This window comes from Citrifermentans bremense (assembly GCF_014218275.1).
GTDB lineage: Bacteria > Desulfobacterota > Desulfuromonadia > Geobacterales > Geobacteraceae > Geomonas > Geomonas pelophila.
This window is the reverse complement of sequence record NZ_AP023213.1, coordinates 1769465-1783276: the sequence shown is the minus strand read 5'-3', so window position 1 is coordinate 1783276 and position 13812 is coordinate 1769465. Positions and strand designations below refer to the sequence as shown.

Genomic DNA, 13812 nt, shown 5'->3' with positions numbered 1-13812 from the left:
TGTTTGACTGTAAAGGAATTAATATGCCTGAAATCATCGAACATATAGATGCTATATGTAGGAAAAAACAACGAGATGTCCTTTACATCCAATTCTATCCATTTGATTTTTACGACATCGCTCGATCAACCAAATGTGACTACAACTGGGGAACCGACGCAAGACGTCGGGCGGTCAGGGACTGGCTGGACCAACACGGTATCCAATGGGCGATGTGCGGTCCATTCGCCGAGTCTGGTGGATTCTACCACCATGGCTATGCGGGGGACATCTATGTTGACGTTCCATTTGATGAGGCTGATCCATATTATTGTTTGCTACGAGAGCATCTGGAAAACCCGGATGGGTCGATGCGAGACGAAAACGTCCGCTGGTATTACGTGCGTTTGCAGGATGCGATGAAGTATGTTCACCACGACCAGCCGGGGTTCTGGGAAAAAGAGATGGGGTTTGGGGGCAGAGAAGATTGCAGTGACTAAGAATTTATCTGGGTCAGAATGGAGGTTGGAGCAATGCCAACAGTATATTTCGCACACGGCAAGGAATCCGGTCCGTGGGGATCGAAGATCCTCGCACTGGCAGATGTCGCAAGATCCAAGGGGATCGAGGTCGTCAGCCCGGACTACTCCGATCTAGCTGATCCAGATGAGCGAGTAAAGCGGCTGCTGGAGATCTGGAATGGATCACAGGATACGACGGTGCTGGTTGGTTCGAGCATGGGTGGGTATGTTTCTGCGGTTGCATCGTCCGTGATCAAGCCAGCAGGGTTGTTTCTGATGGCACCGGCTTTCTTTATTCCGGGCTACGCAGCACAAGAGCCGCCACCGTGCGCCGATAGGACAACCATTGTCCACGGCTGGAATGATGACATCGTGCCGGTCGAACACTCGATCAGGTTTGCTCGGAAGTTTCGAGCGGAACTCCATTTGCTGGACAGCGATCACCGCTTGAATGATCAGATTCCGACGTTGACGATATTGTTCGGCCAGATGCTCAATAATATTATTGAGGAGTTGCTGAAATGATATGCCCCTATTGCAAGGAAAATATTCAGGACGGAGCCATCAAGTGTCGGTACTGCGGATCCATGCTGCACTCGGCACCGTTTGGATACGCCGTAGGGACGGTGAACGACGAGGAAATCCGCGCATTCGTTGGCAAGAACTCCGAATACTACGTCGGCAGTTTCAGGAAGTTTAACGTCACCGGCACTGAGACGTTCCTACCGACATGGAACTGGTCGGCATTCGCGTTTACCTTCGTCTGGATGCTATACCGAAAGATGTACTGGCAGTCAGCAATCACCTTCTTGGTCTTCTGTGTTCCGGGCGTCAACATTCTCCTGCACATCGCTGTAGGAGTCGTCAGCAACTACCTATACTACAGGCATGTGTTGGGGAAAATCTCGGACCTGAAGCGGAATTCGACATCGCAAAACTTGTTTCCAGCACTCCATCAGATTGGCGGCGTCCACAACTGGGCGATCACGGTGGGTATCGTAGCTGCTGCAATTTTGGTGGTGACGTTCTCGTTTTTCTTCACTGTGATATCAACGATCATACTGGGTGGGGTACATTAAGGCCGGGGGGGGGATCCCGGCTGCATTAGCAGCTATCTCCCAACAATGCAATTAGTACAACTAGGATGCAGCGGTTAAAATTAAGATATAAAGGAAGGTAACGATGGAGCGACTGACCAAAATTGGTTTCCGTCCTGTCGGGCGGTGGCAACTGACTCAAGGGAAACTGGACTGCGCATTGGAATGCGAAGGAGAATCACGTAACGTGCTGTACGCGTTCATATCGGGTGGGGAGGTTCTGTACGTCGGGAAGACCACCCAGCCCCTGAAGAAGCGCATGTACGGCTACCAGAACCCCGGTACAACCCAAAGCACCAACATCAAGGGGAATCGGTTGTTAAATGACCTAATTACATCTGGGGACACGGTAGAAATCTACGCGCTGCCGGATCATGGTCTTCTCCACCTCGGGGATTTCCACATCAACCTTGCCGCCGGGCTGGAAGACAGCCTCATTGGTAAACTACAGCCGAAATGGAACGGGTGCGGGTTGAAAAGTTAGTCGTGAGCGAGGAGGGCCACAGTAGTGCGCGATCTTTCTGTTTTCATCGACGAATACGGCGATACCAGCATCAGCACCGAGAAGGATGGTGTAAGCAACTTCTACATCCTTACCGCAGTTCTCCTGCCGACCAGTGCGGTGCCATCGACCCGTACTGCTGTAGAATGTGTACGTGCTCGTTTCTTTCAGCAGCACGAAGGGCTACAAGATCCCCGTCTGTTCGATGGATTCGGCTAAATTCGTAGAACATGCCAACACAATTGTTCCGCCGATGCTGGCTCGCCTGAACCGGGCGAGGGAGGAACTGAAGCTGGTGAGCTTGGGAGAGCTGGACATTTTGAGCGGAGATGGCCACCAGTACCTTAGGAGCCTGTTAGACAAAGCTAACTGATCAGTGCTGAACAGGTTCGGTTTCAGGCTGCTCGTTCAGCCGCTCTATCCGGCGACGTACCTTTTTCTTCTATCGCTCGTTCTTCCACCCCCCCATATCGTTGCAAAGGTGAACAGCCAAAGTCAGCAACGCCTCGAACTGAACGTGCTGCTGTTTATCTCCGCACCGATCTGCCGAGCATGGTCGAACTCGCCACCTTCCCCAAGAACCTCAGCGACCTTTGCCACCGAATACTCGGCTCGCGTCGATCTGGCAATTCGAAAAGCTTCTTCCAGATATGCTTCCCGAACATCCCCCCTGCTGAACCTTGCCTGTTCCGCGAATGCTTTCGCTCTCTGGAAGCCGATTATCTTTTGGGCAAGCCCAAGCGCTTCGTCGCGAGGCGTAGGAGAAGCAGAACCAGTTGGTCTAAGCTGTCGTCGTAAATGAACCGAAATCGCCTCCGACCATGGACGTACTCCATCACCTGCTCGATCAACGCTCGGCAAAGCTCAACCTCGCCGGTTCCAAAAGCTGCCTCTGCGGTAACGGCCAACATCGAGGCCGCGAATTTCGGTCGAAGCTCCCCGGAGATCTGAATTGAGGCATTGATCACCTGATGAGCAAGATCAGCACGGTTAAGAGCGAGTAAGTCGGCAGCGAATCCCGGCACTTCGAGCGCAGCGTGGTAGTCCTGCTGATCGACCAGCCGGTCCAGAGATTCCCGAGCCTGAGCCAGAACCGACAGCCCTCGTTTCCTGTCGCCAATTTAGCGTACCGTGCTGCGACCTGACGCATCGACTAGATCCGGGTGTCATAGGCGGTGAATCGAGAGGCGACGATTTGGGCGAACTCAAGTGTCTCGATGGAGATCATTTGGAAGCTCCTTTGCTCGGAAGTTCCTGTAGCGGGACCCCGTCTATGTTCGGCTGGACATAAAGCTCGTTCGTCTCCAGTACCAGCGCCACAAGATTTCCTTTGGTTCCGCCCTTGCACCCAGCACCAAGGTAGCAGCCGTTGTCAATGAAGACATGGTCGGTGGCCAGACTCCCCCGGATCTCATTCAGGGATTTAATCTGATGTCCGGTGACCAGCCGTTTTCCATTTAGGAATGCAGGGTCCGTCCAAGTCGTCCTTGTCCACAACATATCCCATCGGTCGGCAGCCGAAATCGGCTCCACCAACTTACATGGCAATCCAGCGTGAACGCAGATGTTTGTTGCATTCTCCCAGAAGAGCGGTGTGTTGCTGATGAAATTGAGATAAACCGAGGGGATCTGGCTCGGGTGTGGAACACCGAAACTCAGTAGGGTTGCTTCGCCCCCGTTGTTGATGAACTCAAGATAGTCTTCCTCTATCCCACTGTTGGCTGCGTCCAACAGCATCTGCTCATGGTTACCGCGCACCATCATTGCCAAACCTTCTCTCTGCATTGACATAATAAGGTCCAGCACACCCTTCGAATCACACCCCCTATCGATGACATCACCGAGGAAAATGACTGTATCCCGCCCCCTCTCCAGACGAAGCGACACCAGAATCTCCAGTGCAGTCTTCCGATTCCCATGGCAGTCGCCAATGACTATGGTGCGTCGATTAGTCATACACCGCCTCATTCGTTACCGTCAAAAGTTTCCTCTGACATGACTGAACCAGAGCAATGCCCCGGTTCAGGGGGGCGAGAATATACCACATTTAACAAAGTTTTAGAAGGTGAGGGGATGAAGATTTGTACCAGCGGGACCAACGGAGCCGAGGTCAGCAGCGGCCTCTCACGACAATATAAATACGAGTGGAAGTTAATCAAAGTTGAAAAGAGGTGAACCAACATGACCAACACTGAATACCTGACGACGCTGGCAGCAAGACTTCGGTACTCGCCCAAAACGATTCAAGAAGCAATGCTCCTGAAAACGCACCTCCTCGCAGAATTCATGGAGGACGACATGGCGCTGAACGAACTGATTGCCAAGATGAAGGACGACGAGGTCGAAGCGCGGATCAATGAGCAAAATGAGCGACAACTCGACCAGTTCTTTGAGACTGAGTCATAGGAGAAACCATGAGAGATGAAATGACAGAAGCGCCTGAAGACATTCATAGTTCCCTCAGGGCGATCAGGGAACAAAAAACGCAACTCCTCTTCCGGTACTTAAAGGAGAAATTCGAACTGGACCGCCAAATGAGACTGCTCAACGTTTCCGAGCAGCTCGCGAACGTGAACCGTGCGCATGAGCAAGCTCTGAACGAAGTATTTTCGAAAGAGGCACGGTAAGCCTGAAAGGAAAATTGAAATGTGATGGGCCAGTGGATGATCTGCTGGCCCCTTTTTTCAGCCTAAAGGCTGTACCTTGGAAAGAAGTCTTGATTCACACCAGTCCTTCAAGGTTTGCCGATTGACGGACAGCAGCCTTGCCACCTCGGCGACCGTGGTTCCACTGGCAAGGAGCGATTGAATTTCCCCGGCCTTCTCATCGAGGCGAGACTTCCGTGTACGGCGAAGGGAGTGGGTCGGCTGGCCTTCGGCAGGAGGCTCCTGAGTCGATTTCAAAGCCGGACGCCGAGTCACCAGTTCAGTTTCGACCTGAGCGATCAACGAACATGCAGTGCCGACGACATGCGCTTCCGCGTTGTCATCGAGCCGAAAACCGCTGTTGACGACGTACACCCGAACCCCGCGCCGAGACAGGTCGGAGAGAACGTTGAGGATCTCCACCGTCGTTTTGCCGAGCGGTGGGAAGGTCATGACGAACATGGTATCCTCCGGCAGCAGTTCCGCAACCATACCGGCGAGGACAGGGCTGGTTCCGGGGACCGGGGGCGATGCGGACTCGTTGACGAAGTGGACAGGTCCAAGTCCGTTGTTCGTGGCAAAGGCAAGGATCCCGTAATGCTGGGCATAGTGCTCCGGCGTGGTGGCGGGGACGTCGATGTATCCGTAGTTTGTGGCCATAAGTTCCTCATTCGACTGGAGTCACATCTATTTATCCGCCATGGATTTCCCGAAAAATCTCCGTTCCCAGAACGTTCTTGACCGCCGTAGCGGTTCAGTTCTAGGTGAGATTAGAAAGTGCTACGTTTGAATGTCGATCCGTGCTATACAGTGGCTGACATCAGGTTATAGCGGTCTAGCTACCTCACAGGAGCGAGAAGATGACAAAGACGCTGACACTGTATCGACCGGACGGAATGTCGATCCTACGCTGGGAGGACTGGACACGCCCCAAGAGAGAGTACCAGTGGAAGGAGGGCCGTAGTGCTATGGAGCTTGCAAAGGCATGGTTCCGGGGAGATACGTTATCGGTTCCGGCGGAGCTTCAAACGCTACTCCTCTCGACGTCGTGGCTCCGTGGGGTGAAGCTGCTGAGTGGAGTACCGGAGAAGGTGACCCGCCTCCCCCAGCGTGGGGAAGGGCGAAATCATGATCTCGCTCTGATAGGTGAGGCAACTGTCCATCGGCTCACGGTGTGCATTGAAGCCAAAGCAGACGAAGCGTTCGGAAATGAAACCGTAGCTGAATACTGGCGACGGGCGATGAAACGACGCGAGTCTGGGATTTCCACCAAGGCTCCCGAGAGGATTCAGGCTCTCCTTCAGATGGTCGGAGAGACTGGAGTGCCAACAGAATCGAGGTGGGGCGCAGTCCGATACCAGTTGTTGGCCGCGATATGCGGGACTGCGCTTCAAGCAAAACTTGACTCTTCATCTCTAGCCGCCTTTGTGGTCCATGAGTTTCACACCGATCTAACTTTCATGGAAAATCTTAGTCGAAACCACCGCGATTTCGAAAGATTTGTTCAGACGCTGTGCTCTGACGGAATCACGGTAGCACCGAATCGTTTGTACGGCCATTTCTCGGTTGGTGGAGTGGACTGTTTCGTTGGAAAGGTGATCGCCGTCATCTAAAAAATCCTGTACTCGCAAGGAGCGCTATGTTCACACTGCTAGAATCAAAAACAGAGATCGCAGAGGCACAACGTACTCTGGAAAGAACCATGCGGCGAGAATTCACTCGGGTCGCAGTAAAAGCGATTGGCTATCCGGGTGGGAACATTCCAAACGCAAAGGTCACCACAAACGGAAGCCATTGGTTTTGGTCCGCTGATTGTAATGGTAAGGAGGAGAAACACCCTCGAAAATTGAACTGGTTTGGTCTGTTTGCAGAGAAAACAGGTTTGCAAATTTCGGTTGAAATTAACATCCCCTACGAAGGAATAGACGCACAGATCGAAGGATTTTTCGGGCGTGACAACAACACCGGAACAATCTACCTAATGCACTCTGGTGGTGTAGGGGGGGGCAGGAAAGGTGTTGGGAAAAGCGCCTTCCTCTCATGGTCAAATCAGCTTCTTGTTGAAGTTGGTTGCTCTTCTGGACGCATTAGGGACGGAGTCATCGTCATGCCCATTGAAGGAGCGGCAGCAACGAAATCCTCAACGCAATACATCGACGCTATTGCAGCATTCAAGCAAGCAGTACGTGATAAAGAAATAGATACACCTGAATTTCAGCAAAAACAAAGGGCTTTTGAAGATTTTTATTCAGAGTCCAAAGGACGGCGAAAAGGAAAGCGCTCATCGGAAATTGATTACCTATCCCGACACGGGGAAGTCGTTGACGCAGTGAAGGATTGGCGTTGCTCTCTTTCTCTTCCGAAAACTGCAAGACCAGTCAAAAACGTGTTGATAGATTTTGGGATACTACAGGGAACTGATCTCATCGAGGTCTATGAGGTGAAGACAAGTACGGCGCGACAAAATGTCTACTCTGCCATCGGGCAACTCATGGTACACGGAGCAGCTTCAGATTGCAGACGAGTAATAGTGCTTCCACACGATGAGCCAATCGCCGATGATTTGAAGGCAGCACTATCACGGCTAAACATTCAGGTTGTCGTATTTCAAATGGACAAGGTGAAGACAACCATACTCACCCCAAACCTGTCTAAGTAGCTTGACGAGTCCAACATCAGCCGAGTCGGCTCTTTCAATAAGCTGTTCCACCCGCTAGGACGACTGTACACGACCGTATTAGCTTTGCTGACGCCACCCGGTTCATACCATCCGGAGCAATAGGGATAGATAATTTAAACAGAGCGCTGTTGACTTAAAGAGAGGAATTGCTAGAAGCATTTACATGATGGCGTTCACCGACAAAGACTATTGGAAAGCTCTAATACTTTTTGGCCTCAATCAGGCGACGTACAAAATCGCTCTAGGGAAGACCCTCCTCTCTCTTGCCGAGCATGGGCAGACCAGAGTTACTTGGGAGCAGCTCTCGACGGAGTTCCTCCTTCAGTACCAACAACGCCTGTCCCATGATCCAATGCCACAACAGGCAACGCCGTCCCGGCAGACGGTCATGGAGCGGATCGTCAAGCTCCATCTAGCGGGGAAGCTGTCCCTTGATCAGGCGATTCAGGAAGTCGGAGCCAACGCATTCGGCGATGTCATCCGAAGGTTCGACAACCTCGGGAATGACGAGTCGTTCAAGGGGAAGTTCTACCGCTTTGACTTCGGCAAAGAGCTGATCCTTACGGACGATCTCCACCGCATTGTCGAGGCCGACACGACTGAACTGGAAGAAGAACTGGATGCCAGATGGAGCCTACTGGAGGGGGCCTTCTCAATTCAGCAAGAGAACTTCGTCCTCTCGAACGACCTCCGTCTGACCTACCTTGAGAATGGGTACAAAAGGAAAAACCTAACCAGCAATATTCCTTTCCTCCAAGGATACCAAGGCAACACCTGCTTCTACTGCGGCGAGCCGATTCCGCCAGATGACATCCATGTTGATCACGTCCTCCCCCGGCAGGTCTTGCAGCACGACGAGATTTGGAATCTGGTGCTCTCCCATTCCTTCTGCAATACACAGAAGTCGGATAGGTTGGTTGGTGAGCACTACATGCGGAAGCTAATTGCCCGGAACGAGAACATCATCGGCTCCAACCACCCTTGGAAGAGGAGGATCATTGCATCACTGGGGAAAACTCCTGATGCGCGTAGGTCGTGCTTGGAGAGGCATTACGGTAAAGTCAGGATGATTCTCGGCCCGCATTATTGGGGAGGGTCGCTATCGTACAGCCCTGAGCACGACCCGTTTTACAGGAGGATGATTACGGTGCTGAACAATAGCCGGAGGTAATAGGTTTTAGTCGATGCTTGAGGAGTATGATGTTTGACGAGGAGGGTGGCGAAGCATGACCAACAGACATGCGAGAGACTTTGAGGATACACTGGACGTGCTGGCAGGGAAGCGTCCAGCAACACTGTATGGAAGAACGTGGCTTAGACATCAGGAAGACAAGCAGGCTGGAGTGATTGACCTTGCAGTCCTCAAGGGGGAATCTTCTGTTGAGGAAATTGCAGTGGCGGCTGGAACTTCGATTGTTCGTGTAAAGCGCCACCTGTCTCACCTTACCGATGACACCCACCAAGGCATGGCTTCACACAGACTGAGGATAAAAGATGATGGGAAAGTCCGATTCGATCTTGAAGCGGTCAGTAAAGGCGATGATGTGGAAAAAAAAGGTGGCGTTTCCGAGAAGTGGACTGACGATGAATTTGAAGCTGCCGTTAAGGCATATCTCTGGATGCTTGAGCAAGAGAGGGATGGGAAACCATATAAGAAAAGCGATGTCAACGTAACTCTTCGCGAAGGACCGCTGGCAAGCCGGACAAAAGCTTCAGTCGAGTACCGGATGCAGAACATTTCTGCTGTGCTGGTGGAACTTTCCATGCCGCATGTCACAGGGTATGTTCCGGCTAAGAACGTAGGACCTGATGGTAAAAAGAAGATCATGGAGCTTTTAACTAGGCTAAACTACCATGACCCTGCTGACTATATTCCCACTGAAGACCCAGACGTACTGGAGGAAAGGGTACAGAAGCTTAGGAAGAAAGTAGACGTCTTCGCACCTCCAAAAGGGCAAAAAACAGCCAAGCAAACCACCGGGACTTCTACCGGATTTGTTCGGGACCCAGTAGTGAAAGCATGGGTGCTGGAGAACGCTAAAGGTGTATGCGAAGCATGTGGTAACCCCGCCCCCTTTTCAACGTTGGTAGGGGAGCCATTCTTGGAAGTTCATCACCTCAAGCAATTATCGGAGAAGGGCTCAGATACCCACACGAATGCAGTCGCAGTCTGCCCCAATTGCCACCGTCGATGTCATCACTCCAGTGACCGGATGTCGTTTTTGCAGAGTATCTACCTCAGCGTGCCGAGGTTGGTGAGGGAGTAATTATAAAAGGAGTCGCTTAGGTGAAAGATTTTTACGAACTGCCAGCCGACCGCTGGATTCTAGAGACGGAGAGATTCTTTGTGATAGAAGATGGATTCCCGGTGTCCCCCGGCCACCACCTGATCATCTCCAAAGAGGTGAAGGAGACTTTTTTTGATCTATCACCAGAGGAGAAGGAGGAACTTGTCCACCTGATCGAGACGGTAAAGATCATCATTGAGGAGGACCATGAACCTGACGGCTATAACCTCGGAATAAATTGCGGAGCCGCAGCAGGGCAGTCTGTGATGCATTTCCACTGCCATGTCATCCCAAGGTACGTTGGCGACATGGAGAATCCGAAGGGTGGAGTGAGGTACTGCATCCCGGAGAAGGGGTTGTATTGAGGCACCCTAAGTGCAGTGGGAAAAATGGTTGCAGTCAAGGCCATATCAACTCTACGTCATAGTTCCCTTGATGCATCTCAGAGTCAATCCAAAATTCACATTTGAAAAAGAATCTCTTAAATTTCTGGAATGATCTAAGCTTAGGAAATAATACAAAACCTTGCAGCCTCGCATTTGGAGCTAACACAGATGAATGGGCGTTAAAACTTGAAGAACGCCCATCCATCCAATAAAAGTTATTGTCAACCGATGAATACTGGTTTCCGTCGTTGTCGAGTAAGTAACAATTTCCTGCAACATATATCCTTTCAACCATTTTTTTGGTTCTATTTGCAAGTGTCAAATACAAAGCACATCCAGCTTGCTCTGTTCTAACTCCAAACGAAGTCTGCGACCAAGTGAAGTTAACATCGAGTTTATTAACAGCTATAGCAAGTGTTTTGTCATAAGTATAATGCTTATTGTATAATATTACTGATGAGCCCATCCTAGAAGAAGATTTGCCTTCACCTGTGTGTTGAGGTCCCTCTCTAAACAAAACAGTTTCAATGGACTCAACGTTTTGGTTTTTTCACTTTTTGTTTTTCGATCTTGGTGAGAACAAACATATTTTTCTAGAAACTGTGCGGCTTCGATTACATCTCTTGTCATCCTTGTGAAAATTTCTGCTTGTTGCGGAGGGTGCTTGTCGGGATGTAATGCTTTCAATAGTTTTTTTTTCGTCGCGTCAAGAGCCTCTGTAGAAGTATTTTCTTCAACCCCAAGTATGCGACAAGCTGTCTGTAGGTCCATTGGCTTTCCGCTCCAGATGTTGTCGAGATAGGTATTACTTTCTCAGTTTATCCCGTGACGGGTGCTATGCAATCGCTCAAATCTATGACCTTTGCTAGGGTGATAATTCAACTGTCGTTTTGATGCAATTACTCTCATACGAAGACACCGGGTGGATCTCCGTTAGCAACCTCATCTACCAGTCCGGTGCTACGCTTGTTACCGTCAGTAAACTCCGCACCATCAACCTGTACGTCCCAATTGGCAGTGATGCAGATCGGCGCCAAAATGGCTGGATGCCCAACTTCGAGGGTGAAGAGCCATCTGGATCACCTTCAGAACAAAAAGGATCCCGCGATTGAGCCGCATCATCTAAAGATCGAGACGGATGGGATGGGAAGGGTTAGATTCGACCTAACAGTAGAATCTTCGTCCCAACTGCCACACAATGGCCAGACTCAAAAATTTCTGAGCAGCCAACGAAGTGGTCTGATGAGGAGTTCGAAGAGGCGATCAAGGCATATATGCAGATGCTTGATCTGGAAAAGCAGGGGAAACTAATATGTCTGGAGATGACTCGATTTGGTTTAGTTGTTCTCGGACAAACGTACCCCACATTTTCCAACTGAAGGACATGCTTGGGTGTTTGATAAACACAACCGAAAAAGAATGACCCCTCCTTGTTGTTACAATTAAGTGGCTTCCTCGACTCCGACCAACCTTTTTTCGCCATGTCTGAGGCATGACAACATTGTCACTCTCTCTCGCAACCTCTTTGAAGGAGTGAAGTTTTTTCCAATCAGTTCCAGCGAAAATACAGACATTCGGTTTAGTTATTTCCGCCAACGTGAAGAAAACCTTCCAACCATCTATATAGTCAACCAAAGAAGGTCTTTGCTTGACACTCGCCATGGGTCTAAGCACTAGATTGTGGAAGCAAACAGACCTCCAAAGCTTTACTCTAGCATCTATCGAAACCTTTCCTTTAAGGTAAAAGGCTCTCTCCATGTTTCTAAAAAATTTCTCCTTGGACTTCGGGTTTATGCCGTGGGATTTTCCCACCATCTCTCTGGTAAAGGTATTTTGCTTTAATCTTTCAGGAGCAGAGCTGCTACCCCAGTCATAACAGCTTTCACCAAGAAAGAATAGTCTACTTCCTTCTGAAGAAGATGCATACAAATCTCCGACCCAAGGGAACCATTTCAGTTGGCCCAATTGGTTGAAGTTACTATCAAACTGAGTATCTAGATTCTCAATCTGCACAATAAATGTCCCACATGGAAGGCGAAAGTCACTTTATTTGGGAATGATGATAAGCGAAGATGGGGCTATGCCGAAAGCTTGAAGAACTCTTTGGCATCTACGATTAAGCTGTGCTGCATTATCATTTGTATCTACTATAATATCAGTTCCTCTAATTCGTTCGTACCCGTGCTTGAAATCGGATACTGATCTTGAAAAATACTTCTTTTTGGTTCCCTTAATCCTGAAGAGGAGTTCCTCCTGCTCTGGGCATTTTTTAACGAGAAGTTCAACGACTTTGACGAATACATCTTTGTGGGAATATGCAGGGTGGACGGTGTTTTGAAAAATGAAGGCTGACACGCCTGTGCCTGTTAACTCGCCCCTACTTTTGCTCAAGTCAACTTTCATTGAAGACAGAAGTGAAAGCGCCTTCTCCCTTTCCTCAGGGGGCATTTTCCCCACCGATGCACGTATCTCGTCAATCGAAATCTCGTTGATCATTTCATTCCTCTTTAGAAGTAATATCACTTTCCCACATGGGGGCCAGTCTTCCTTCCGACAGTTTCGCCTACTGGAATGCCTGCTCCATCGCTTCATCCAGTCCGCCACTATCAGCACCGGTCTGTCCACCAGGCACGACCTTTTCTATCGGTGACTGTGCCAGATGCTTGCAGGCTCGCACTGCGGCTGAAATCTTTGATCCGCCAGCCTAAGTTGGAAAACTATAAAGCTGGCAAAGCCTTTTAAAGTCGATGTGGATCCCTCGGGTCGGAAGCCCCTTCGCCTTCAGACGGAAAGCCTTCTCGACCGTAGCCTTTCGTTCTGCATCGTCAGCAAGGTGTATCTTCCTGTGGCATGTTGGGCAGAGTGACAGAATATTTTCCGGTACGTCCAGCCGCACATCGAACAGTCCCTGTTTGCTCATTGGGACCAGATGGTGAGCTTCCATGTATTGATTATTGGATGCACAATTTCTGAAGGTGATGTGCTTGGAATCCAGCTCACACTTGAAATCTGCTGCAACCAGAGCGGTCTTTGAGATCCTTGGGTTGCTGGGATATCTCACCCTTCTACCTATGGTCGCAGGCATTGGTGCCGGGAGTTGGCCTTCCGGCAACACTATGAGATTTACAGTGTTGACCTTCTCCTGATACCGTTCCTCGGCTGAGGGGCCACCAGCCATCAAATCACTTTCAGATACCTGCATGAGGCCCAACTCTTCGATATAACTCAGACCAAACTTCGTAAACCCCGCATAGGTCACGTCCGACTTCCAAGCTGCCGCTTTCCCGATTTCAATCGCGTACTGTCTCGACAGCTTGTCTCCTTTGTATCCAGCTTTAGTCAAGAAGAGGAGGGTCGTGATGGCGTAGATCGTCTCCGTGCGATATGGATCTTCCAGAATGTATTGCTGGAGAATTACACGCTGCTTATCCGAGAGTCCCCATTTAAGAGGGCTTCGGGCATGGTAATACCTCTGCCCGAGTTCGGTTATATCGACCTTATGCTTGTCCAGAGTTAGCAGTCCAACCCCAGCGGCAAGGCGAACGAGGTCACGCACTCTTTTCTCGGGGTGCTTCGCATTGCCACTTTTGGTCGTTTCGGGATAGCTCCCTGCCAAGGTCTCAATGGTTGTACTTCGAGACTCTGCGGCTTTGAACACGACGCCGTTAATGTAGTGGAGCTTTGCGACGGTGAATACTTGTCCCTTCATCAGCG

The 13812-nt window shown here is 50.3% G+C and carries 18 protein-coding genes; 12 read left to right on the top strand and 6 right to left on the bottom strand.

What is annotated here, in order from left to right; translation table 11 throughout:
• Nucleotides 1-23 precede the first annotated feature (23 nt).
• The 5 genes from GEOBRER4_RS07885 (at nt 24) to GEOBRER4_RS07865 (ending at nt 2318) form a co-directional block, all read left to right on the top strand.
• Nucleotides 24-479 (top strand): hypothetical protein, encoded by a 456-nt coding sequence (locus tag GEOBRER4_RS07885; protein WP_185244934.1) that lies wholly within the window; start codon nt 24-26, stop codon nt 477-479.
• Between the two features lie 33 nt (nt 480-512).
• Nucleotides 513-1025 carry a YqiA/YcfP family alpha/beta fold hydrolase gene (locus GEOBRER4_RS07880; protein WP_197971398.1) on the top strand — a complete coding sequence of 171 codons (513 nt, stop codon included), beginning with the start codon at nt 513-515 and terminating at the stop codon, nt 1023-1025.
• Nucleotides 1022-1579 (top strand): zinc ribbon domain-containing protein, encoded by a 558-nt coding sequence (locus GEOBRER4_RS07875; RefSeq protein ID WP_185245300.1) that lies wholly within the window; start codon nt 1022-1024, stop codon nt 1577-1579. Before GEOBRER4_RS07880 ends, GEOBRER4_RS07875 begins: the two co-directional genes overlap by 4 nt.
• A 103-nt stretch (nt 1580-1682) precedes the next feature.
• On the top strand, nt 1683-2081 hold the full coding sequence (locus GEOBRER4_RS07870) for a GIY-YIG nuclease family protein (RefSeq protein WP_185244932.1): 399 nt from the start codon (nt 1683-1685) through the stop codon (nt 2079-2081).
• 24 nt (nt 2082-2105) lie between these two features.
• Nucleotides 2106-2318 (top strand): DUF3800 domain-containing protein, encoded by a 213-nt coding sequence (locus tag GEOBRER4_RS07865; protein ID WP_185244931.1) that lies wholly within the window; start codon nt 2106-2108, stop codon nt 2316-2318.
• A 1005-nt stretch (nt 2319-3323) separates the two neighbouring features.
• On the opposite strand, the gene GEOBRER4_RS07860 is transcribed toward GEOBRER4_RS07865, so the two are convergent.
• Nucleotides 3324-4055, bottom strand: a complete 732-nt coding sequence (locus GEOBRER4_RS07860) for a metallophosphoesterase (RefSeq protein ID WP_185244930.1) — start codon at nt 4053-4055, stop codon at nt 3324-3326.
• Between the two features lie 225 nt (nt 4056-4280).
• On the opposite strand from GEOBRER4_RS07860, the gene GEOBRER4_RS07855 reads away from it, so the two are divergent.
• Both GEOBRER4_RS07855 and GEOBRER4_RS07850 read left to right on the top strand, forming a co-directional pair.
• A complete protein-coding gene (locus GEOBRER4_RS07855) occupies nt 4281-4505 on the top strand; it encodes a hypothetical protein (protein ID WP_185244929.1) in 225 nt (74 codons plus the stop codon).
• A gap of 8 nt (nt 4506-4513) precedes the next feature.
• The gene (locus GEOBRER4_RS07850; protein WP_185244928.1) at nt 4514-4726 is read left to right on the top strand and encodes a hypothetical protein; all 213 of its coding nucleotides are present in this window, start codon (nt 4514-4516) and stop codon (nt 4724-4726) included.
• Nucleotides 4727-4783: 57 nt separating this feature from the next.
• On the opposite strand, the gene GEOBRER4_RS07845 is transcribed toward GEOBRER4_RS07850, so the two are convergent.
• Nucleotides 4784-5404, bottom strand: a complete 621-nt coding sequence (locus tag GEOBRER4_RS07845; RefSeq protein WP_185244927.1) for a recombinase family protein — start codon at nt 5402-5404, stop codon at nt 4784-4786.
• A gap of 200 nt (nt 5405-5604) precedes the next feature.
• Here GEOBRER4_RS07845 and GEOBRER4_RS07840 point away from each other — a divergent pair, with 200 nt between their 5' ends.
• The 5 genes from GEOBRER4_RS07840 to GEOBRER4_RS07820 all read left to right on the top strand — a co-directional run bounded on the left by GEOBRER4_RS07840 (nt 5605) and on the right by GEOBRER4_RS07820 (nt 10077).
• On the top strand, nt 5605-6357 hold the full coding sequence (locus GEOBRER4_RS07840; RefSeq protein ID WP_185244926.1) for a DUF6946 family protein: 753 nt from the start codon (nt 5605-5607) through the stop codon (nt 6355-6357).
• A gap of 26 nt (nt 6358-6383) precedes the next feature.
• Entirely contained in the window at nt 6384-7403 is a 1020-nt protein-coding gene (locus GEOBRER4_RS07835; protein WP_197971397.1) for a hypothetical protein, read from the top strand.
• Nucleotides 7404-7587: 184 nt separating this feature from the next.
• Nucleotides 7588-8595, top strand: a complete 1008-nt coding sequence (locus tag GEOBRER4_RS07830) for an HNH endonuclease domain-containing protein (protein ID WP_185244925.1) — start codon at nt 7588-7590, stop codon at nt 8593-8595.
• Nucleotides 8596-8650: 55 nt separating this feature from the next.
• Nucleotides 8651-9691 carry an HNH endonuclease gene (locus tag GEOBRER4_RS07825; protein ID WP_197971396.1) on the top strand — a complete coding sequence of 347 codons (1041 nt, stop codon included), beginning with the start codon at nt 8651-8653 and terminating at the stop codon, nt 9689-9691.
• Nucleotides 9692-9711: 20 nt separating this feature from the next.
• A complete protein-coding gene (locus GEOBRER4_RS07820) occupies nt 9712-10077 on the top strand; it encodes an HIT family protein (protein ID WP_185244924.1) in 366 nt (121 codons plus the stop codon).
• Between the two features lie 471 nt (nt 10078-10548).
• Here GEOBRER4_RS07820 and GEOBRER4_RS07815 read toward each other — a convergent pair whose 3' ends face one another.
• The 4 genes from GEOBRER4_RS07815 to GEOBRER4_RS07800 form a co-directional block, all read right to left on the bottom strand.
• Nucleotides 10549-10869 (bottom strand): J domain-containing protein, encoded by a 321-nt coding sequence (locus GEOBRER4_RS07815; protein WP_185244923.1) that lies wholly within the window; start codon nt 10867-10869, stop codon nt 10549-10551.
• A gap of 492 nt (nt 10870-11361) precedes the next feature.
• Entirely contained in the window at nt 11362-12111 is a 750-nt protein-coding gene (locus GEOBRER4_RS07810) for a hypothetical protein (RefSeq protein ID WP_185244922.1), read from the bottom strand.
• Nucleotides 12112-12144: 33 nt separating this feature from the next.
• On the bottom strand, nt 12145-12594 hold the full coding sequence (locus GEOBRER4_RS07805; protein WP_185244921.1) for a hypothetical protein: 450 nt from the start codon (nt 12592-12594) through the stop codon (nt 12145-12147).
• 208 nt (nt 12595-12802) lie between these two features.
• Nucleotides 12803-13807, bottom strand: a complete 1005-nt coding sequence (locus GEOBRER4_RS07800; RefSeq protein ID WP_185244920.1) for an HNH endonuclease — start codon at nt 13805-13807, stop codon at nt 12803-12805.
• Between the last annotated feature and the right edge of the window lie 5 nt (nt 13808-13812).

Excerpts from the sequence above, each read along its gene's own strand:
- GEOBRER4_RS07885 (WP_185244934.1), top strand. The coding sequence starts at position 24 with ATGCCTGAAATCATCGAACATATAGATGCTATATGTAGGAAAAAACAA.
- GEOBRER4_RS07880 (WP_197971398.1), top strand. The coding sequence starts at position 513 with ATGCCAACAGTATATTTCGCACACGGCAAGGAATCCGGTCCGTGGGGA.
- GEOBRER4_RS07875 (WP_185245300.1), top strand. The coding sequence starts at position 1,022 with ATGATATGCCCCTATTGCAAGGAAAATATTCAGGACGGAGCCATCAAG.
- GEOBRER4_RS07870 (WP_185244932.1), top strand. The coding sequence starts at position 1,683 with ATGGAGCGACTGACCAAAATTGGTTTCCGTCCTGTCGGGCGGTGGCAA.
- GEOBRER4_RS07860 (WP_185244930.1), bottom strand. The coding sequence starts at position 4,055 with ATGACTAATCGACGCACCATAGTCATTGGCGACTGCCATGGGAATCGG.
- GEOBRER4_RS07855 (WP_185244929.1), top strand. The coding sequence starts at position 4,281 with ATGACCAACACTGAATACCTGACGACGCTGGCAGCAAGACTTCGGTAC.
- GEOBRER4_RS07850 (WP_185244928.1), top strand. The coding sequence starts at position 4,514 with ATGAGAGATGAAATGACAGAAGCGCCTGAAGACATTCATAGTTCCCTC.
- GEOBRER4_RS07845 (WP_185244927.1), bottom strand. The coding sequence starts at position 5,404 with ATGGCCACAAACTACGGATACATCGACGTCCCCGCCACCACGCCGGAG.
- GEOBRER4_RS07840 (WP_185244926.1), top strand. The coding sequence starts at position 5,605 with ATGACAAAGACGCTGACACTGTATCGACCGGACGGAATGTCGATCCTA.
- GEOBRER4_RS07835 (WP_197971397.1), top strand. The coding sequence starts at position 6,384 with ATGTTCACACTGCTAGAATCAAAAACAGAGATCGCAGAGGCACAACGT.
- GEOBRER4_RS07830 (WP_185244925.1), top strand. The coding sequence starts at position 7,588 with ATGATGGCGTTCACCGACAAAGACTATTGGAAAGCTCTAATACTTTTT.
- GEOBRER4_RS07825 (WP_197971396.1), top strand. The coding sequence starts at position 8,651 with ATGACCAACAGACATGCGAGAGACTTTGAGGATACACTGGACGTGCTG.
- GEOBRER4_RS07815 (WP_185244923.1), bottom strand. The coding sequence starts at position 10,869 with ATGGACCTACAGACAGCTTGTCGCATACTTGGGGTTGAAGAAAATACT.
- GEOBRER4_RS07805 (WP_185244921.1), bottom strand. The coding sequence starts at position 12,594 with ATGATCAACGAGATTTCGATTGACGAGATACGTGCATCGGTGGGGAAA.
- GEOBRER4_RS07800 (WP_185244920.1), bottom strand. The coding sequence starts at position 13,807 with ATGAAGGGACAAGTATTCACCGTCGCAAAGCTCCACTACATTAACGGC.